We start from the raw sequence: 19,892 nt of genomic DNA on the forward strand, positions 1-19,892 counted from the left end.
GAGGGGTGGCGAAAATTCGCAAGAATTTTTGACGGGGTGGTTTCTAAAATGCGCATAAAAATAGTGATGATAAATTTTGCTTCTCAAGTGAATACTGTGAATGGAAATTCACAATTAACTTGCTAAAATTGACGATTCACTTGATTAGCCCCGATTGCAACGACATCCTTTTTGGTTGCGGGCGGAGCAAAGCGGAGACCGTAACCAAAAAGATACAGTGGAAAGCGGGAAAAAGCTCCAAAAAAAAAGAAAGCTGGAAGATGGAGGATGGAAGTTTACTGTTATTGGAAAAAAAAATTATTAAATAATGTGAGACTGGAATTGCTTCATCGCATTCGCTTCTCGCAATGACAAAATAAAAAAAGCTATGAAAATAATCTGCATAGGAAGAAACTACAGCGAACATGCTAAGGAATTGGGAAATGAAATCCCTGAAAGACCGGTCATCTTTATGAAGCCCGATACTGCAGTTCTAAAAGGAAACGATTTTTATATTCCTGAATTTTCGAATGATGTTCATTATGAACTGGAAGTCGTGGTAAAAATTTCAAAAGGCGGGAAATACATCCGGAAAGAGACGGCTCACAAGCATTATGAAGAAATCGGCCTGGGAATAGATTTTACGGCAAGAGATCTTCAGAGCGATTTGAAATCCAAGGGTTTACCGTGGGAACTTGCCAAAGGTTTTGATGGTTCTGCCGTAGTTGGAAGTTTCTTTAAAAAGGAGGATTTCAATCTGGATTCACTTAATTTTTCATTGCTGAAAAACAAGGAAAAGGTTCAGGACGGAAACACGAAAGATATGATGTTTACCGTGGATGATATTATTGCGTTTGTTTCACAATATTTTACCCTGAGAGTGGGCGATCTTATTTTTACGGGTACTCCTAAAGGTGTTGGGAAGGTTGATGAAAACGACATTCTCGAAGCCTATTTGGAAGATGAAAAAGTTCTTGACATCCGAATATTGTAAATAATTTAACATTACTTCTGGCATATTTTTCTTAACTTTAGTAGACAAAATTAAAGGTTATGGTAAATATTGTATTGCCCGTAGATTTTGGGGACAAAACAGAGCAGCTTGTAGAAGGCGCGGTGAAATTTGCAAAGCAGGTGAATGGAAGAATTTTTCTGATTCACGTAACACCGTCGGATATTGGTTTTGCCATCGGCGATATGGGGTTTCAGTATTTCCCGGAGGTGGAAGAAAACGAGATCCGGGAAGAGCTGGTACAGCTTAATAAAATCCAGCAACGGATTCTGGCTCACGATGTAGAATGCGAACATCTTCTGAAACAGGGTATTGCCAAAGATATTATCCTTGAACATGCCCAGGATAAAAAGGCAGATTTCATCGTAATGGGTTCTCACGGAAGAAGCGGCATTTACGATGTTTTTGTAGGGAGCTTAACCAAAGGGATCACCAAAGATTCAAAGATTCCCGTACTCGTGCTGCCTATTCATGAATAAAGAATAATTTTAATCGTTAGTAATAAAAAAGCCGACCAAAGAGAATTTGATCGGCTTTTTACTATATAACCAATTAATTAACCTTCTTTTTTATAGATGTTTGGATCATAGTAAGGAAATTTACCTTCCGTTGGAGAATAGTAGTCTTTATCTTTATCGCCACCAAGGGTAACCACCAAAACATAGCACCAGTAGGTAAACAATGCGCAGCAAACAATAAATAAAACCCAGTTTAATACGTTCCCGAATGCATCAAAAAAACCAAACGACCATTTGAAAACTTTGCTTAAGAATAGAAAGAAAGACGTCATTATTTTCCTTTTTTAAATTAACTTTGTACAAATTTATAAAAAATGTTTAGATTACTTTCAAAAGAAAGCAATATTTTTTCAATCCCGGTTTATATTGGCTTCCTTCTTTTAATAGTAATAACTTTTAATTTCCTGAATTTCAATACCTATGAAGCTATAATTGCCGGAATTACTTTTTTGGGAATTGCATTGGGATATTTTTGTTTTCACAGTATTGCACTGAATTACCAGACACACCTGCCTTTATTTTTATATACATTTTTTATTTTTGGCTTATATCCCGGGAAGCTCGATATCGGACTGGCCGTTGCAATCTTAACCAATTCTTTTCTGCTGCTGCTGCTTACCAGCACCAATGAAGATATAAGAAAAAAATCGTATGTTCTTGTAGGATCTATTGTAGCGCTGAATTTTATTTTTCTGCCTACCACATGGCCGATGGCGGTTTTTGTAATCATTCACGTTATTGCCACTTCCGAAAGAATCGGCTTGAATATTTTCAGGTTTCTGCTGGGAATCATCCTGATTGTCCTGAGCTATTTTTCTGTGATGTTTTTCATCAACTATAATTCCTGGAATACAGATTATTTTCCTTTCGGAAAGATGAAGCTGGTTACGGATTATGAAGGATTGCTGCCGTTAGTTCCCATTGCGCTGATGCTGGTTTACGCAGTATACGATCATTTCAGGAATTACAATAAGAAAAGCCCTGTCAGCAGATACAAATATACTTTTTTACTGGTTTTTTCGTTTGCCCAACTGATTACCATTATATTATACATGAATAAAACCTACGAATATCTGTTGCTGCTTGCCTTTCCATCAACCATTATTATCAGCAGGATGCTAAGATTTCTCCCAAAATACTGGATACAGGAAGTGAGCCTTTGGCTGATTATTTTTAGTTTAATCGGTTTTAAAGCCGGAACTTATTTTGATTTATTTTAAAGATTATGATTCAGATTGACGATAAATTGATCTCCGAGGAAATTTTTTCCGAAGAGTTTGTCTGCAACCTTACGAAATGTAAGGGTGCCTGTTGTGTGGAAGGAGACGTCGGCGCTCCCCTGGATAAGGATGAGCTGGAAATTTTAGATGGCATTTTTGATAAAATTAAGCCTTATCTTACTGCGGAAGGCATTAAAGCTCTGGAAGAACAGGGAAAATGGACCACTGATCCTATGGACGGAATGTACGTAACACCGATGGTAGAAGGACGAGAATGCGCCTATGTAACTTTTGATGAAAAAGGTATTACCAAATGCGGTATCGAAAAAGCATATGAAGACGGCGCCGTAGACTGGCAAAAACCGATTTCATGCCACCTCTACCCGATTCGTATTACGGAGTATTCTTCTTTTACGGCTTTAAATTACCATGAATGGAGCGTTTGCAGTGATGCCTGCACATTGGGAAGAGAACTTCAGGTTCCCGTCTATAAATTCTTAAAAACACCTTTAATCAGAAAATATGGTGAAGATTTTTATGAAGTATTGAGCGGGGCGGCTGAGGAATGGAAGAAGGAATATGGGTCGTGATTGGAAGTTTGAGGGTTTTTCAGGATATAAGAGTGTTTGATTGGCAAATTAAAGTACACCCGACTACAATTCAATTGATTAATTATAAAGTTAAAAACCCGTTCGCAAAGATTTCTGAACGGGTTTTGCTTGAAATACTATATCAAATATTATTGTGCTGCTCCGGCTTTGATGACTGCCGTTTCAGGTTTTGCTTCGTCTTTTTTGGCATTTTCCCAGCCGTCTTCCGGCATTAAGGTTGCCACAACTCTTCCTTTTGTAAGATTTTTTTACCTACATCCTGAAGGTCTTTTGACGTTAAAGCTTTTACTTTTTCTTCATAGTTCAGGATTTCGTATTTGTCACTTCCGCTCATCTGATTTTTATTTCTACACAGAACATGCTTCAAAATAAGATAAATTATTTTTACTTAAACAATCTTATCAGAAAAATATCATTTACAGCAAAGCCAGTAAATTGTTTTTAGTTGAACTTCCGTTAAATATTAATTCAATAAAAAAACCGGGGCAAACCCCGGTTTAATTATGTTAAATAACAATTATTTATTTAAAATCTGCCTCCGAAACTCCGGAATTGAGTGTAACTTTTGTAGTTTTTATAATTACTTTTTGACCGTTTCCTTCCGCTTCAATTTCCTGTGGAAATTTAATACCGTCAACTGTCATATAGCTTTTAACAACTGCTGTTCCTTCTTCTGCAGAAGATTTGTGCAACAGTCCTGTTGAAGCATCAAAGTAAAATGTACCTTTATCTGAGCTTAATACATTATATTCTTTCCCATCAATTTTTTCAAGGGTAACGGTTGAGAAGGTGGCAGGATCATAAGACAACGCATCAATAACCTTACTCTTTTTCAAGTCTGCAATTTTATCAGCCGGTATCTCCATTTTCTGGCCTCCCTGTTCAAAATATCCTTTTTCACCATCAAAGAACTGAACCATTTTCTGGCCCATTACCGATTGTTCGGACTTGAATTTATTGCCCATTTTTCTGGTGGTCATCATAATATCCATTCCCTGAACAGTAAGGGTATTATCGATAAGTGTTGTTTTAACGCCTTCAAGTTTATCTTTTCCACCCAGAGCTTTCAGATAATTGTCGATAACTTCTTTGGGTGTTAGTTTCGATTGTACGGCTTCCGTTTTGGCGGGAGCGGCTTTTGTCTGTGCAGCTACCGGGGCAGCGTAAAGCACGGCACAGAAAAACGGAATGATGATCTTTTTCATATATAAAGTTTAGGCTGTAAATATATGAATATTGAATGATAGTTTTTAAGGATATTTTCATAAAAAAAACCACCAAATTGGTGGTTTTAAAATATTTATATCAAAATACATTATTTTTTAAGCTCTTCTAAAAATTCATCGTGAGAGATGGCTGTTTCTTTTTTAGTTGCTTTTTCAAGAATAACATCTTTCAATTTAGTCATCGCAACTTCAGAAGAGATCTGTCTTACCTGCTCCTGATCTTTCAGCATTTCTACAGCATAGTTCTGGATTTCCTCGTCTCCTAAATGGTGGATCCCGTAAATTGCCAGCTGGTTTCTTACCAACTGCTCTGCCTGAGCCAATACATCAGCGTAATCTAACTGGATTTCGTTATCCGACATTAGCTTACCTTCAATGATCTGGTATTTCAACTGGTTTTTCTCAGACTCCAGGATTTGTTTAGCCTGCTCTTCAGACTGGATGTTCTGATTTGAGAAAATTAACCATTTTATCAGAAATTCTTCAGGAAGCTTTACTTCTTCTTTTTCAGAAACCTGCTCCAATACTTTGTTCACAAAGTGTACATCTGCATTTTGCTGGAAGTACTCATCCAGCTCAGATTTTACTTTTTCTTTTAATTCTTCTTCAGACTTGATGTTTCCTTCACCATATACTTTATCGAAAAGATCCTGGTTAAGCTCAGCAAGATTCAAAGAATAGAAATCTTTTACTTTTACTTCCACTTCATTGTGGTGTAAATGCTCAGCTTCTTCTTTGGAGAATCCTAATTCTTTCGCCAATTCTTCATTTTCAGCAAGCGTTTCTTTAGAAACTTTCACAGATCCGTCCATTTTCAAACCTTTTACCAATTTGAAAGCTTCTTTGTTTTCAGCGGTAATGGTAACGTTCTTTGGATGGTGGTGGTGCTCACCTTCCGCGTCTTCTTCCACAACCTGAGAAATTTCCAAAGCGATGTAAGAATCTTTAGTGATTTTATCCTGAGGAACCTGCTCTGCGAAACGCTTCTGCATGTTTTCAATGCTCTTGTTGATTTCTTTTTCAGAAGCTTCCACTTTATAGTGAGGTGCTTCGTATTTAGAAAGGTCTATGGTAAATTCAGGCTCGAATCCTACTTCAAAAGCCACTTCCAACTGATCAGCATTGTAATCGAATTCGTTTACAGGCTGAGGAACAGGCTGACCTACTAATCTTAATTTGTTTTCGTTGATGTAGTTATTTAGAGCATCAGAAACCTGTTTGTTGATTTCTTCAAAAGCAATACCAGCTTCGTATTGTCTTCTAACCATACTTAAAGGCACTTTTCCTTTTCTGAAACCAGGAACTTGCGCATTTTTAGCATAATTAATCAATTGCTTTTCAACTCTTTCTTTATAGTCAGATTTTTCCAATGTCACTGTAAGCAATGCACTTACATCATCATGGTTTTGTGCGGTAACCTTCATTATTGATTAAAATTTTAGGTTGCAAAAATAGGAATTTTTTATTAGAAATCATTCAATCAACGGAAGTAAATAGCTAAAAAATTGTTAAATTAAAAAACCCGGAGATTGCTCTTCGGGTTTTTATAAAAATAATGATTAAAACTTAGTTAGTGATTTTATAAGTAGCCTGAGCATCTGTTTCGCCACCAGTCTGAGTTCCGTAAACAATACCGTTTCCGCTGGCTGCAGAAGCTTCAGATACTGTAGCCGGCTCGTGATAAAGCGTCATTACCAATTGTGCAGTTGCCGTAGCATTTTTCACAGCATCCGTAACTACCCATTTGGTCTTCAATCCTACATGTTTACCGTCTGCTCTGGTAGAAGTTGCATCATCTGTACGGGTAAGCGTAACATCTGAGTTGGGAAAGTTAAAAACAAGGAAATGCTCATCTTTAGCATCTCTTATCTCTTGTGTTACATCTTCGCTGCCATTTTTAAATATAGCCTCTACATCATAAGTATGACCATCTACTAAGGTTATGGTAGGGTTTGTTGAACCGTTGATTACATAATCGTATGTAACAGATGCTGAAGTAGCCTGATCTGTCACTTTAAGTAAAATATTGGATAATTCTTCCTGAGGAAGATCATCTACAGTTTCCTCATCATCGCTACGGCAAGAAGTAAGGGTCAATGTACCCGCAACCGCTAAAAGACCTAAAATTCTTGCTGAATTTTTAAATAAATGCTTCATAATGTTAAATTTAAAAAATTAATATTTGTTTAAAATTGATATTTAAAAGTTAAAATAAAGTTTCTTCCAATCTCATCCGAGAAAAAACGAAGTCTGTTCAGATAATTTCTGTACGATGCGTTGAATGCGTTTCTTACAGAAAAATCTACATTGATATTTTTTGTGAGGTAAACGCCTGCCTGAAAATTCCAGAGAGAATATCCGTTCGGGGGTGTAGAAATGTCGACTTCCTGCTGATACGCATTTCCGTCAGAATTGTATCTTGTAATTTCTACGTTATATACAGGGAATCTTGTTTGTTTAAGAGCGGTATTATTGCTGATAGTGAAATAAAAATTTTTCCACTCTTTTTTACTGAATTCCAGTGAATTGTTAATATTAGGAGGCATCATTAAAATCAGAGGGACATCATTTGTTACATCCTGCCCGTAAACATATGATGCACTTCCTTTGTAAGTAAGATGATCATTAATCTTTAAATGAACATCCAGATCTGCCCCGAACATTTTTGCATCAATCTGCTGGTATTGATACACTACGAAATTCCCTGCTCTTGTGTTTTGATAACCTGTAGGTATTTGATTGATGAAGTTTTTGGTAAAAAAAGCATACGGATTAACTGATACATTAAGCCCCTTTAGCAGATTAGCTTTTGCATCAATGACAAGATTAAACTGATTTCCCGTTTCATTTTCAATTCGCATATTTCCTTTTTCAATAATTCCGGCAGAATGATGCAAACCATCTGAAAAAAGCTCTGCAACATTAGGTGCCCGCGAAACTCTTGCATAATTAAATTTTATATCGAAATTCTGCGAAGGCTTATATACCAAACCTGCGTTGGCAGAAATATTTTTATAATTGAGAATAGGTTTCGTTAAAATTCTGTTTTGGTTAATTCTTACCACAAAATCCTGAAAATCATCTGCATATAATTTATTCCAGTCGAGAAGGTCGTACCATTTGGTTACCTCGTAGCGGTCAAAATCAAATCTTCCGCCCGCTTCGAGTTCAAAATCGGAATTGATCTTATATTTTAAAACTGAAAAAATTCCTGCATAATATCTGTCATAATTTGGCACAAGACGTCTGGCCTCTGTATTGGGATTAGAGTAATTGTTCTGGTATCCTGCATTGATGCCTGTCTCAAGATTCCATTTTCCTCTTTCTATGAAATGATTTACAACAAGATCATTGGTCATCAGCTCAAGATCAAGTGCCGGTTTTGAACTGAGTTCTTCACCACGCCTTATGTCATATTCTTTTCTGTGATTCAACTGAAAACTATACGTTGCCGTAAGCTTACCAAAATTTTCAAATCTGTGATAAGCAGAAAGCTTAGCAATATGATGATCTATTTCCTGCTTAGGATTATCGATACTATAGCTAAAATCTCTTCTGAAAATAGGCTGCTGGGTGCTCAAAGCCTGATACAGATCTTCAGGAGAACCGATATGAGAGCTTCTCAGGATACCGATAGTATTTTGGGTGAGGTAATAATCAAAACTAAAACCGTTGTTAAACATATTTTTCTGAACCCCGAAATTAAATCCCGAATTTTGCATACCCGTGTTCATCAAGCCATAATCCGGCGCATCCAGGTCTCCCAGCTTTTTGAAACTGCCATTCGTTTTAATTGCCCATCCGTTTTTCCATGTTTTGGCAGCCTTTACATTCAGCACTCCACCTCGGCCGTTTGAAATGCCGGAAAGAGAAACAGCCCCCATTAAGGTATCTTTCTTGGGAAGAACTTGTGGCTCGAGAAGTATCACACCGCCGATTGCTCCGCTTCCATACTTTAGTGCAGATGCTCCTTTTACAACATCTATATGTTCAAAATTATTGACATCCACATTCGGCGCATGCTCAACTCCCCATTCCTGCTCGGATAATCTTACACCATTATTTAAGATTGAAACTCTACTCCCGTAAAGACCATGAATAATAGGTTTCGATATATTATTTCCTGTTTTCAATGCATTAACTCCTGAAATATTGGTAAGCAGATTTCCCAGATTTTCTGTAGAATTTCTCTCAATTTCAGATTTGTCGAGTGTTCTGACAACCAAAGACCCATTGTTTTTATGGCTTCCATGAACGGTTACTGTTTCAATATCCTGAATATGATGCTCAAGGGTAATCGTCAGATGTAAATCCTGTGTAACGGCCACATTTTCGGTATAATCGTTACAATCAGGGTGTTTAGCAGTCAGTATATATTTCCCTGCGGGAATTTTACTGAATGAAAACTTACCGTTTTTATCCGTCGTGGTAGAAAACTCACCGATTTTCACCACTGCATTTTCGAGCATGGTTTTATCATGGAAATCTTTAACAGTTCCCTCAACAGCATGTGCCTGCTGTGCGCTTGATAATGCAAATCCGCAAAGGATTAGCATAAAACTATAGATCAATTTCATTGCTATATAGATTGATTGTACTTTAATGTACTTCTGCGAAAAAATTGTTGATTGGATCTTTTTAAAGTATTATGAATAAAGCATTTATCGTTGTATTTTAAAACTTAAATGTCCACCGAACAACTCAATGCTATATCAAGAAATATGTAAATTTAAAAATCTAAACTAAAAAAATCCGAAAAGAATTATCTGAATTATGAAATTGCGGGCGGGCCGCGAAGCTGAAAGGTAAATTTGGTGTAAGACCAGATTTTCTCCTGAATTAAAATAATCTGCTTAACTTCATGGGAGTAATTTTCAAAAGAAAAACCGAATTCTTCAGGAACTAATGTATTTCCTGCAACTAAGAAATGGCAGGCTAAACAATCTGCAGCATGTTCCTTCGCTACATTTTTTTTAAGTGCATTCTCCGATTTATGAAAACTGAAATTTTTAAAAACATCTTCAGAGCTGTGGCTGTGAAAATTCTGAGAAAGCAGCGCAAGAAAATAAATCCCAAACAATAGCCTGGAGATAAAATTCCTGAGATTTCTGCTTTCTTTAAAAACCATTCGTCAAAATTATAAAAATAAATTAAAAATACGGATTAAAGTTTTCTTAAAATATTTTAATTGATAAGTAGCGTGAATTGAAAATTTGTTACAAACTGTATTCAAACCTAACAGGTTTTAGAAACCTGTTAGGTTTATCTAAAATAACTTAGAAATCAATTCAACTGCGAGCCCAGATATTCCCATTCCTGGAGGGCAAGATCAAGGTCTTCCTTTGTTTTATTGTATTGCTCCAGCGTGTCTTCAGAAGGGTTTTCTTTGGTAAATAAAATTTCAAATTCCTCAACTTTAATTTCAAGCTCGGTAATTTTCTCTTCTACTTTTTTGAGTTTATTCTGAATATTTTTCTGCTCTTTGCTTACAATTACATTTGATTGGTTATTGGAAACTGGTATTTCTTCAACCTTTTTTTCCTCAACTTTTGGAACTTCATTGTGAAGTTTTGCCTTTTCGGCAGAAATTTCTCTAATGGATTCTTTTTGTCGGAATTCAAGATATTCGTTAATATCTCCTAAGAATTCTTTCATTTTACCATCACGGAATTCGTAAATTTTATCACAAAGTCCCTGCAGGAATTCTCTGTCGTGCGAGATTACAATCAGTGTACCTTCAAACTTCTGAAGCGCCAGCTTGATAATTTCTTTAGACTGAATATCAAGGTGGTTGGTAGGTTCGTCCATGATCAAGGTATTGAACGGACGAAGCAATAATTTACAAAGTGCAAGACGGTTTCTCTCCCCTCCGGAAAGCACTTTGGTCTTTTTGTTCACCGCTTCCCCCTGGAAAAGGAAAGATCCTAATAAATCACGTACTCTTGGCCTTGTTTCTTCTGTTGCTGCATCTTCGGCTTCTTCCTGAACGGTTTTATTCGGGGTTAAAACTTCCTCCTGATTTTGGGCGAAGTATCCGATATTTACGTTATGGCCGAGATTCCAGGTTCCAGAATAATCTTTAATATCTCCTGCAAGAATTTTTGCCAGTGTTGTTTTTCCCTGTCCGTTCTGTCCGAGAAGCGCAATTCTATCGCCTCGCTGAACAATGAAATCCACATCATCAAAAATTTGTTTATTGCCGTATGCTTTTCCCAATTTCTGAGCTTCAAAGATTACTTTTCCGGGAACTACAGACTGTACGAAACGGATGTTGAATTTTGAAACATCTTCATTATCCACCTCAATTCTTTCGATTTTATCTAATTTTTTAATCAGCGACTGTGCAAAAGATGCTTTAGTAGCACTGGCACGGAACTTATTAATATTGTCTTCCATCTGCTTGATCTCCGCATCCTGATTCTTTTTAGCCTGAATCAGTTTTTCGCGGCGGTCTTCGCGCATGATGAGATATTTGGAATAGTTGGCTTTATAATCGTCAACTTTTTTGTTGTTGATATCGAAAGTACGGTTGCAGACTGCGGTCATGAACTGCTTATCGTGACTTACCAGAACGATTGCTCCCGGATAATCTTTTAAGAAATTTTCCAGCCACATGATGGATTCCATATCAAGGTGGTTGGTAGGCTCATCGAGAAGCATGATGTCATTTTTCTGAAGAAGCAGTTTTGCCAGCTCGATTCTCATTCTCCATCCTCCGGAAAATTCATCGGTAATTTTCTGGAAATCATCCGCTTTAAATCCGAGACCAAACAATACTTTCTCCATATCGCCTTCCAGGTTGTAAGCGTCGTGGTTCATTAAAAGATCGTTCAGCTCGGTCATTTTATTAATCAAATCGGCATAAGAATCACTTTCATAATCGGTTCTTATTGCCATCTGATGATTCACTTCTTCAAGTTCATTTTTCCAGGTATTGATCTGTTCGAAAGCCTGCATTGTTTCTGCCCAAACAGTTCTTCCTTTCACGAAATCAAGATCCTGCTTCAGGAAACCAATGGTAATATTTCCTTCCGGCACAACATTTCCTTCGTAGAAATTGATTTCTCCGGAAAGCATTTTCAATAAAGTGGATTTTCCCGCTCCGTTTTTACCGACCAACCCAATTTTATCATCCTTTTTAATCGTGAAATTCACGTTTTGAAACAAATATGTTCCCGAATGATGTAATCCTAAACCTTGAACCGAAAGCATGTTAAATAATGATTAATAGTGAATAATGAATTTTCGGGTGCAAAAATACGGAAAATAAAAGAACTGGCTGTAAGAAAATAAGTTCTTATTAATGTGGATCTTAAAAAAACTTCGATCGCCGGACTAAAAAAAGAGCTGCCTTACCAGGACAGCTCCACACCTAAATTTAAAACTGAAAAAGTACTAACATTTATTGTATAAATCTTCCTTAATCAATAGGGTTCGGTTCCAATTGTCGTTATTCGGGATATTGGTTCCGTATGCGTAATCTACAACAGAATCTTCGATATGATGAATTTCTACCTGGAGTTTTGAAGAGTTTGCAGTGAACTGATCGTCTGAACTTCCGGGCACATTGAGTCCGTTGTTGATGAATTCCGTAAGGTCTTCTTTTGGTGAATTTTTCGGAATTGCGGGATGATATAATCCGAAATTCGCCGAAATATGGATATAATCTGCCAGTTTTTTGTAATTGTAAACAGGTTTTAGCTGCGGTGAAAGGTTTTCGGCATATTGCTCCAATTCACCGGAAAGCGCAAGAAGATAAGGATGTTTTTCAGCATCAATTAAAAAATCAGAGTTATAAAATTCAGTATTAAAAACCTGTTTTTCAGCATTTGATTCTTTCAGCATAAGTTTACCGTATACTTTAGAAAGCTCATTAAAAACAAGATTCCTTGAAAGGTAAGCCTGACAAAAAACTTCTCCCTGATCTACTTTATAATTTCCGAGAATATGCTCCCAGATTTTATTTCCTTCTGCATCGGCTGCCGATGTTCTGATATTTTGAATATACCTGCTCAGTTCTTCTTCAAGTACAAAATTAGGGGAAATATAGACTGACTGCGGCCCTTCAAGATACCCTCCTCCAACGTCTGCATGAGCACCGGGAACGAAAATTTTTTTCCAGACCGAATTTGCTGTTTCGGATATTCTATCTTCTATTAAACCCGAATCTTCAAAAAGGCCGGTTAACGGAAAGAAAAAACGGCATTCATTGGAGGCGCAAATATGAAAAGCACGTTCTGTGGCGGGATGTACCATGACATTGTAGTCATTAAAAGGTGCAGATTCTACCGTGTCGAAAACACCAAGAAATTTCACACTGATATTTCCCTGAAACTGGGTATTTTCTTTCAGCAGCTCATAGCAAAAACTTCGGGCAAGCATAGCTCCCCTGCTGAATCCGTAAATGTAAAATTCATAGTGACTGTTACGATGAGACATTATTTTTTCAATAAAAGAGAATGCTTTCTGCAATTTGTCGTCTGAGGAATATCCCTGATGTCCTGATGGGTTTTTACAGGTTGCCATAGCAAAATCACTGTCTTGCTTTTGGGTAACCGTTCCGATGCCTTCTATGTAAATTTTCTCCTCACCATTAAACCGTTGAAATAATTTATAAATATTGGTAGTATTTCCGTAATAGCTTTCGTTGTTTTTCGGAGGTTTTTCGGGGGAGGTAGCATTGATCCCGTTGTTTCCTGTTCCGTCAAAAAAAATCCCGACGGAGATTATATTGCTTTTCATGGTGCCTTGTAGTTTGATTTAAACTTTGTCAAAGATTTTCAACTTTGACAAAGCGAATCCTCCAAAGTAACGATGAAAAGAACCGGGATTTTAGAGTATAAAATACTAAATAAAAAAATCCGTATTTCTACGGAATCAGATTCTTTCTAAAGGATGGATGTTGTTAATGATGGCATAAATAACAATTCCGACTGTGTTTTTGGCGCCTATTTTTTCTACAATTCTCTGTCTGTGGCTTTCTACTGTTCTTGGGCTGATGAACAGCTTTTCGGCAATTTCATTGTTGGTGCATTCCTGGCAAATGAGCCTTACGACATCTTTTTCACGGTCGGACAATTCATCGTCCATTTCAAAAAGGGTTCTCTTTTTGGTAGGGCTGTTCATGTAGGAAAAGATCATCTGATGATCTTCAGGGGTGAAGAAAATTCCGATTTTATAGACCATGGTAATGGCTTCGATGAAAGCCTGGCGGTTGGAGTTTTTAGGTAAAAATGCGGAAACTCCCAACTTCACCATGTAACCGAGAATGGTTGTTTTGTAATGGGATGAGAGAATAATAATCTTAAGATGGGGGTATTTTTCTTTAAGAATCTCCACGAGCTCAAAGCCATTCATCGGCTGCATCTGAACATCTACCAAAGCGATATCCGGGAAATCTTCTTCTGCAGTATTTTCGAGCACTTTGAGGAAATCCGGCCCGTTGTCGGAGGTAAATCCCACTGAAATATTCTGTTCTGAAGCGAGCAGCATTTTTATTCCTTCAAGAATAAGCTGTTCGTCATCAATTAATGCAATTTTAATTTGAGAGTTCATTGGTGTACGGAATTTTAATGATTAGCCGGCTTCCTTTACCTAAAATATTTTTCCATTTGTGCGCTGCATTCATGGATTTTATTCGGGATTCTATATTTTTAATACCCATTCCTTTTTTCACCTCTTCATAATCAAAACTTTCTCCGTTATCCGAGATGACTACTGCGAGATTGTTGTGATTGTCTTTGATATAGATCCAGACTTTTGTTGCTTCCGAATGTTTGAGAACATTGGTGGTAAATTCCTGAATGATCCTGTAAAGCTGAACTTCTATGAAAATGTCTTTTTTCTGAAATTTTGGGCTAACGTTGAGGGAGATATTTATTCTTCCCGATAAATTGGCAATCAGCTCTTCGATATAGAGAACCAGCCCTACAGTCTCCAGATTTACCGGATATAATGAATGTGAAATGCTTCGCGCCGAGTCTATAAGCGAAGACATCTGGGTGGTAATGTTTTTCCTGATAATTTCATCACCTTTTGTATCAATATTATTCAGCCATAATGAAAGAATATTGAGCCTGTTTCCGATATCATCATGAATCATTACGGCAATTCTTTTTCTTTCGGATTCCTGTGCTTTTATGTTTTCCAAGACAAGGTTTTTCTGATGGAGCACTTCAGCTTCATGCTGTACATTTTTTTCTTCAATTATTCTTTTAATAAAGCTTCTGTAGGCAAGCAAAATAAAAGACATGATAATTACCAGAACGACAATTAACGTAATAAAAAAGGTAATATTGAGCGTTATTTCTTTAATTTTAAAAAGGTATAAATAAATGTTAGATATAAAAGACTGCTTAAGATATTATTAATACTCCACAGCATTGTTGCTTCATCTTTACCTAAGTCTGAAAGCTGCCTCAGAAGGAAAAACAAAAATACGGAGAGCGCATAATACAGAAAAATAAAGCTGTCTGCCAGCATAAAACGGCCATTAATCTTGCTGCTTTTAATCTCCGTAAGCAATGCATATCCGGCAAAGCATATCACTATTATATTGGAAATTACTTTTTTAACATCATTCGTGACCAGATGAGTATCAATCAGGAATAAAACAGCAAATATTCCTACAGGGATATACCAGTATGCAGGCATGTTCAGTTTCCTGATAAATAACACAGACAATAGAAGAAACTCCCCGGCTACATAAAAAGGAAAGACAAAATTGACATCCTTTATTCCGAAAATATAAAAACAGAGTTTAACAACAGCTTCAATCAAAAAAAGAAAAATGATATAATAAACATACCATTTTTCTGTATTTTTAAAAAATTTGTACTTGATAATTCCTATAACAGCACAAATAAAAAGTAAACTATTATTAAGATAAAGTATTACTTTGTAGGTATCCACAATAAACTAGAGATTAGAATTAATCGGGCACATTGGCGGACATGGCTGAGACCAATCGTATGTGTTGGAAATAGTATCTATACTTCCTGAATTTTGAAGATCCTGATAAAATGAGATAAAAATAAGGGTCGGCAAAACTCTTTGATATACGTCTGAAAATTTCAGCCCGAATGAGCATACAATTTTGTAAAGCCCTGGTTTGGCAGAGATAAGATCTTCTGAAGGCACATAAAATTTTCTAAAAATCCTGATTCCTCCAAACTCTGTACATTCTCTGTAAAACCACGTCATTCCGTCATTTCTCCATAATTCTATTGCATCAAGCGCTACATCCTGCTCCAGCATTGGCTTGTTGGAAATCGGGAAATAGGTATCAGAATCATAATCAATTCTCTGCAAATCTTTAGAAAGAACGGCATTTTTAATCACTTTATACTGTTCCGTTTCTACCAGTCTCAAATCTCCGTCCAGCATACTAAGCACACTGTAAGGAAATCCGTCTACGATAAGCTTTCCTCCATTAGCATCAAGCGGGCATAAAATAACTACCAGCTGGCCTTCGAAAACTCCTATTTCTGCACAAAATTCTTTGTAATCGTTGTGGTTCTTAAGCCATTCAACCTGCTCAGAATTAAAAGTAAACACATAATTCGTCGGGATAATGCTTTGGATTCTTTTATAATCCCCGCAACAGTTTGTCCATTCTGCTACGGCTACATCAAATTGATCTCTGTTGAAAATATTCATATTTCACGGTTTTTTTAAGTGCCATAAAATTATAGAAACTAAATTATCTGTGCAAGTATATCACATACAATAGAAAACTAATTAGTAATTCTTAACGGTAATATGAAAGCAACTTTGCTGTCTTTCTTTGATATAGTAAATTCTTCCGGCATTATAATAATATTTCAGAACCTTTTCCAAAGCAGCCTCCAACCTGGGATTACTCCCTAAAACCCCGTTAAAACGGACATATGAGATATCGAAAGAGTTGCCATAGTTATGAGAGCTGATGCCAAGTGAAGCATTTGTATTAACTTTTCTTAATCTGCACTGATCTTCGAGGGTTCTGGTAACAGACGAAACCGTGAATGTGCTTCCTTTTGTTTCTTTACTGAATCGCGTACCGATTCTTTCCAGCATCAGTTTTCCTTTGGAGACCATCCATGCTCTGCTGTAATCGAGCTTTTGTACGCGATATCCTTTTCCTGATTTGCTGATTTTGTGAAATTTTCCGTTGTTGATGTATTTCTGAACGGTCTTAGAATCTTTCAGAATCTTAATTCCGAAACTTTTGGAAGCATCCAGATGAGGCTTGTAGAGTAAGGTGGGCTCAACTTTTAAAATTTCCTTAAGATCGTAGCATAGTATTTTTTTGGCTGCCTGGGAATAATAAGTCCCCTGAATAAAGAAAGCAAAAGATATGCATAGAAACTTTTTCATTCAATATTTTCTTAATTGCAAACTAAAAATAATGAATTATATCATAAGATTTTAATTTAATAATAAAATTACATTATAAAAAAATTAAACAATATGATTTATAATTATGAAATAATCAATAAATAAAACAAATTAGTAAATTAAATACACATAAATTTATTTTTTATTCTGACATAGAAATTATATTTTTGAATACATTTAAAAAAATATAAATATGATGAAAAAACTTTTCGCCGAATTTTTCGGTACTTTCTGGCTTGTTTTCGGAGGCTGCGGCAGCGCATTGTTTTCCTCCCAGATTGCACCTTCCGCCAACGGACAAATGGGAATTTTACTGATTGGTGTAGCTCTCGCATTCGGGCTCACCGTTCTTACCATGGCGTATGCAGTAGGCCATATTTCCGGCGGTCATTTTAATCCTGCCGTAAGTTTCGGGTTATTGGCTGGCGGAAGATTTTCTGCCCGCGACCTGGCTCCGTATATTGTAGCCCAATGTTTTGGTGCAATAGCTGCTGCCGGCGCTTTGTATGTTATTGTAAATGGTTCCGGAACTCCCGATTTTTCCGCACCGGGTGCTTTTGCCACGAACTTTTACGACGCACCTGTTTATTTTGAAAAAAGCTACTCTATGAGCGCTGCGTTTATTACGGAGTTTCTGTTAACTGCCTTTTTCCTGATTATCATCATGGGTGCAACCGACAAAGATGCGGATGGAAAGTTTGCAGGAATTGCCATTGGGCTTGCTCTTACCCTGATACATCTGATTTCTATACCCATCACCAACACTTCGGTAAATCCGGCAAGATCATTATCTCAGGCAATTTTCGTAGGAGGAAAAGCGGTTTCACAACTTTGGCTCTTCTGGGCTGCCCCGATCCTGGGAGGAGTTTCCGGCGGGCTGATTTATAAGTTCCTGCTTCAGAAGAAGGTTTAATCTGCGGAAAATTCAATCAACTAAAAATCCTGTCTATGCAACAGGATTTATTTTTTATCGAATGTTATTCACTTTAATTTTTTAATATCAAAAGGATTTTTAAAGATCAGCTCTTCATGCTTTCCTTTGATTTCCATTTTGCGGTGCAGTAAATTGAGCGCCATTTTCCGGATGAACAAATCTTTATCATTCAATTTCCAGTAAGAATCTTCATGAACCTTTTTAGGTTTTCTGATGGTATAAAATTCTGTATCCCAAGAATCTACATTATGATAAAACTCTATAATTCCACAATGTTCAGGAATTAGGGTGTGATCTACCATTCCCATCGGTAGCAGGAAACTGAATGCATTACAGATATAATCGCCACAGGAAATTTTATCGTGCTTCAGGAATTTTTCGCCGGTGTTGGAATTGGTATACGATTTTTTAAAATCATTTTTAAAATCATTTTTAGAAAGCTTGATTTCGATTTCGTGGCTGAACCCTTCCGAATCAACAATAAGAATATCTGCTTCCCAATCTGCCTGAAAATGATTGGTCAATACAATTTCCTTCTCAAAATCACATTGAGAATAAATAAATGCATGCACCAATTCTTCTATTTTTAACATTTTTTTTAATTTGACAGAATTATATCCGTACTATATATGCTTTGATATGTTTTATTTACGTTTAGGATTTGCATACCATCCTTGTGTGGTCCGTCCCTTCAGAATCTATTAAGGTGAGTTCTATTCTTATACAAATCACAGCTCCTGTTTTGATTAAATATACATTGATAGGATTGCATTCTATTCTTTTATAGGCCGTCCCTTCGGGACTCTAATTTTTATTTTTTGGGATCATCTGCTAAAAGTAAGAAAGCAGCTATGTATCAACCACTAATACTCCCTTACTCTTTTAGCCTAAATCAAACCTAGCTAACCAGAAGGCTGCAGCCGCGAATATCAGAGTGGTCAATCCTGCCCAAAACCTGAAATTTTTCCCCGGCAATTTTTCCCAAATCCTGCGTTGCAATGAACGCACAGGAATGGATATTGGCCAGATCAATAATGTTGATGGCGCCCGTTCTTCCTTCTTTTTCATAGCTAAATGGATCTTCTGCATTACGAATCATGATCTTCATCCAGCCAGGGCACAGGTATTCATTATTTCCTAAAGAATAGGCTTGGGAGAGAAGCTCGGTCATGGAATATTCTGAATAAATTTTCTTGGTTTTAAAGCCTTTCTGTAAAATTTTCAGAAGCTCATCTTTGGTCATTTCCTCTTTTCTTCCTTTCATCCCTCCGGTTTCAATTACGGTTAGAAAGTCGGAGAATTTGAGCGTTTGAGCGTTTGAGCCGCAATAATCAAGAAAATCCAATAAGGCAAAAGATACTCCAAAAAGAATGACTTTTTTATTTTCTAATTCATTTAAAAGTTTAAATAAATCTTCATGATTGTAAAGAAAATATCCGTTTTCGGGTTTTCCGGATTTCTTCATTAGATAATCAACCATATAAATCAGGGAAGAATTCTTACGTTCCAGATAGCTTGGCAGCAATCCGAGGAAAATAAAATCTTCCGGTTTTCCTATAAATTCTTCAAAGCTTTTGTAAATACTCTCTTGATAAAGGTTTTCATCTGCTATAAAATGTTTTGAAAGGTTCATCTGTGTGGTTCCGGAACTCTGAAAGAAAAGATCTGCCTTTACATTTTTATCGATAATCTGATGATTTTTAAACATTTCAATGGGAAGAAATGGAATTTTAGCCAGTTCATCCACCTCATCAGGATTAATATTGAGATAATCTACAAAGCGTCTGTAAATTTCAACATTCTGATATTGGTAACGAAAAGTTCTTAGGGTTGCAGAAAGAAATTCCTGCCCACTTTTTATATTAAATATTGTATCCACTGCAAAAAGAATTTCACTTTATTGTCTCATTTTAAGTCAATTAATAAAACAATTTAGCTTTTTACTATTTTTTTTATATAAAATTTAAATTTTGGTCGGGTTATTGCAACTACAAAACCGGAATATGGATTAAAA

The 19,892-nt window shown here is 36.5% G+C and carries 21 protein-coding genes; 5 read left to right on the forward strand and 16 right to left on the reverse strand.

Annotation, left to right across the window (positions count from 1 at the left end; all coding sequences use genetic code 11):
- Positions 1–367 precede the first annotated feature (367 nt).
- Together SOP96_RS13075 and SOP96_RS13080 are read left to right on the forward strand one after the other, a co-directional pair.
- A complete protein-coding gene (locus tag SOP96_RS13075) occupies positions 368–973 on the forward strand; it encodes a fumarylacetoacetate hydrolase family protein (protein WP_326321380.1) in 606 nt (201 codons plus the stop codon).
- A gap of 59 nt (positions 974–1,032) precedes the next feature.
- Positions 1,033–1,470 (forward strand): universal stress protein, encoded by a 438-nt coding sequence (locus SOP96_RS13080; protein ID WP_326321381.1) that lies wholly within the window; start codon positions 1,033–1,035, stop codon positions 1,468–1,470.
- Between the two features lie 77 nt (positions 1,471–1,547).
- Here the strand turns inward: SOP96_RS13080 and SOP96_RS13085 are convergent, their stop codons facing one another.
- Positions 1,548–1,781, reverse strand: coding sequence for a DUF6341 family protein (locus SOP96_RS13085; RefSeq protein WP_029294608.1), 234 nt, complete (start codon positions 1,779–1,781; stop codon positions 1,548–1,550).
- Between the two features lie 42 nt (positions 1,782–1,823).
- Between SOP96_RS13085 and SOP96_RS13090 the strand changes: the two genes are divergently transcribed.
- Positions 1,824–2,729 (forward strand): DUF6427 family protein, encoded by a 906-nt coding sequence (locus tag SOP96_RS13090; RefSeq protein ID WP_326321382.1) that lies wholly within the window; start codon positions 1,824–1,826, stop codon positions 2,727–2,729.
- Between the two features lie 5 nt (positions 2,730–2,734).
- The gene (locus tag SOP96_RS13095; protein WP_326321383.1) at positions 2,735–3,319 is read left to right on the forward strand and encodes a DUF3109 family protein; all 585 of its coding nucleotides are present in this window, start codon (positions 2,735–2,737) and stop codon (positions 3,317–3,319) included.
- 232 nt (positions 3,320–3,551) lie between these two features.
- On the opposite strand, the gene SOP96_RS13100 is transcribed toward SOP96_RS13095, so the two are convergent.
- From SOP96_RS13100 to SOP96_RS13160, 13 genes are all read right to left on the reverse strand, one after another.
- Entirely contained in the window at positions 3,552–3,674 is a 123-nt protein-coding gene (locus SOP96_RS13100; protein WP_326321384.1) for a hypothetical protein, read from the reverse strand.
- A gap of 187 nt (positions 3,675–3,861) precedes the next feature.
- A complete protein-coding gene (locus tag SOP96_RS13105) occupies positions 3,862–4,545 on the reverse strand; it encodes a hypothetical protein (RefSeq protein ID WP_326321385.1) in 684 nt (227 codons plus the stop codon).
- Positions 4,546–4,655: 110 nt separating this feature from the next.
- The gene (locus SOP96_RS13110) at positions 4,656–5,990 is read right to left on the reverse strand and encodes a trigger factor (protein WP_326321386.1); all 1,335 of its coding nucleotides are present in this window, start codon (positions 5,988–5,990) and stop codon (positions 4,656–4,658) included.
- Between the two features lie 142 nt (positions 5,991–6,132).
- The gene (locus tag SOP96_RS13115; RefSeq protein ID WP_326321387.1) at positions 6,133–6,723 is read right to left on the reverse strand and encodes a hypothetical protein; all 591 of its coding nucleotides are present in this window, start codon (positions 6,721–6,723) and stop codon (positions 6,133–6,135) included.
- Positions 6,724–6,752: 29 nt separating this feature from the next.
- On the reverse strand, positions 6,753–9,143 hold the full coding sequence (locus SOP96_RS13120) for a TonB-dependent receptor (protein WP_326321388.1): 2,391 nt from the start codon (positions 9,141–9,143) through the stop codon (positions 6,753–6,755).
- A 194-nt stretch (positions 9,144–9,337) separates the two neighbouring features.
- Positions 9,338–9,694 carry a hypothetical protein gene (locus tag SOP96_RS13125; protein WP_326321389.1) on the reverse strand — a complete coding sequence of 119 codons (357 nt, stop codon included), beginning with the start codon at positions 9,692–9,694 and terminating at the stop codon, positions 9,338–9,340.
- Positions 9,695–9,849: 155 nt separating this feature from the next.
- The gene (locus SOP96_RS13130) at positions 9,850–11,778 is read right to left on the reverse strand and encodes an ABC-F family ATP-binding cassette domain-containing protein (RefSeq protein ID WP_326321390.1); all 1,929 of its coding nucleotides are present in this window, start codon (positions 11,776–11,778) and stop codon (positions 9,850–9,852) included.
- A 183-nt stretch (positions 11,779–11,961) separates the two neighbouring features.
- A complete protein-coding gene (locus SOP96_RS13135; protein ID WP_326321391.1) occupies positions 11,962–13,308 on the reverse strand; it encodes a T6SS phospholipase effector Tle1-like catalytic domain-containing protein in 1,347 nt (448 codons plus the stop codon).
- 135 nt (positions 13,309–13,443) lie between these two features.
- Positions 13,444–14,121: a response regulator transcription factor gene (locus SOP96_RS13140; protein WP_326321392.1), complete on the reverse strand. Its 678-nt coding sequence runs from the start codon at positions 14,119–14,121 to the stop codon at positions 13,444–13,446.
- Positions 14,105–14,818 (reverse strand): sensor histidine kinase, encoded by a 714-nt coding sequence (locus tag SOP96_RS13145; protein ID WP_326321393.1) that lies wholly within the window; start codon positions 14,816–14,818, stop codon positions 14,105–14,107. Before SOP96_RS13145 ends, SOP96_RS13140 begins: the two co-directional genes overlap by 17 nt.
- 50 nt (positions 14,819–14,868) lie before the next feature.
- Positions 14,869–15,219, reverse strand: coding sequence for a hypothetical protein (locus SOP96_RS13150; RefSeq protein ID WP_326321394.1), 351 nt, complete (start codon positions 15,217–15,219; stop codon positions 14,869–14,871).
- A gap of 264 nt (positions 15,220–15,483) precedes the next feature.
- Positions 15,484–16,224 (reverse strand): hypothetical protein, encoded by a 741-nt coding sequence (locus tag SOP96_RS13155; RefSeq protein WP_326321395.1) that lies wholly within the window; start codon positions 16,222–16,224, stop codon positions 15,484–15,486.
- An 81-nt stretch (positions 16,225–16,305) separates the two neighbouring features.
- A complete protein-coding gene (locus tag SOP96_RS13160; RefSeq protein WP_326321396.1) occupies positions 16,306–16,923 on the reverse strand; it encodes a DUF5715 family protein in 618 nt (205 codons plus the stop codon).
- A gap of 217 nt (positions 16,924–17,140) precedes the next feature.
- Here SOP96_RS13160 and aqpZ point away from each other — a divergent pair, with 217 nt between their 5' ends.
- Positions 17,141–17,857: an aquaporin Z gene (aqpZ, locus tag SOP96_RS13165; protein ID WP_326321476.1), complete on the forward strand. Its 717-nt coding sequence runs from the start codon at positions 17,141–17,143 to the stop codon at positions 17,855–17,857.
- Positions 17,858–17,925: 68 nt separating this feature from the next.
- On the opposite strand, the gene SOP96_RS13170 is transcribed toward aqpZ, so the two are convergent.
- Complete coding sequence (locus tag SOP96_RS13170) at positions 17,926–18,471, reverse strand: hypothetical protein (RefSeq protein WP_326321397.1); 546 nt, start codon at positions 18,469–18,471, stop codon at positions 17,926–17,928.
- A gap of 305 nt (positions 18,472–18,776) precedes the next feature.
- Positions 18,777–19,757 carry a LuxE/PaaK family acyltransferase gene (locus tag SOP96_RS13175; RefSeq protein WP_326321398.1) on the reverse strand — a complete coding sequence of 327 codons (981 nt, stop codon included), beginning with the start codon at positions 19,755–19,757 and terminating at the stop codon, positions 18,777–18,779.
- Positions 19,758–19,892: the final 135 nt, after the last annotated feature.

This window comes from Chryseobacterium salviniae (assembly GCF_035819015.1).
GTDB classification, from domain to species: Bacteria; Bacteroidota; Bacteroidia; order Flavobacteriales; family Weeksellaceae; genus Chryseobacterium; species Chryseobacterium salviniae.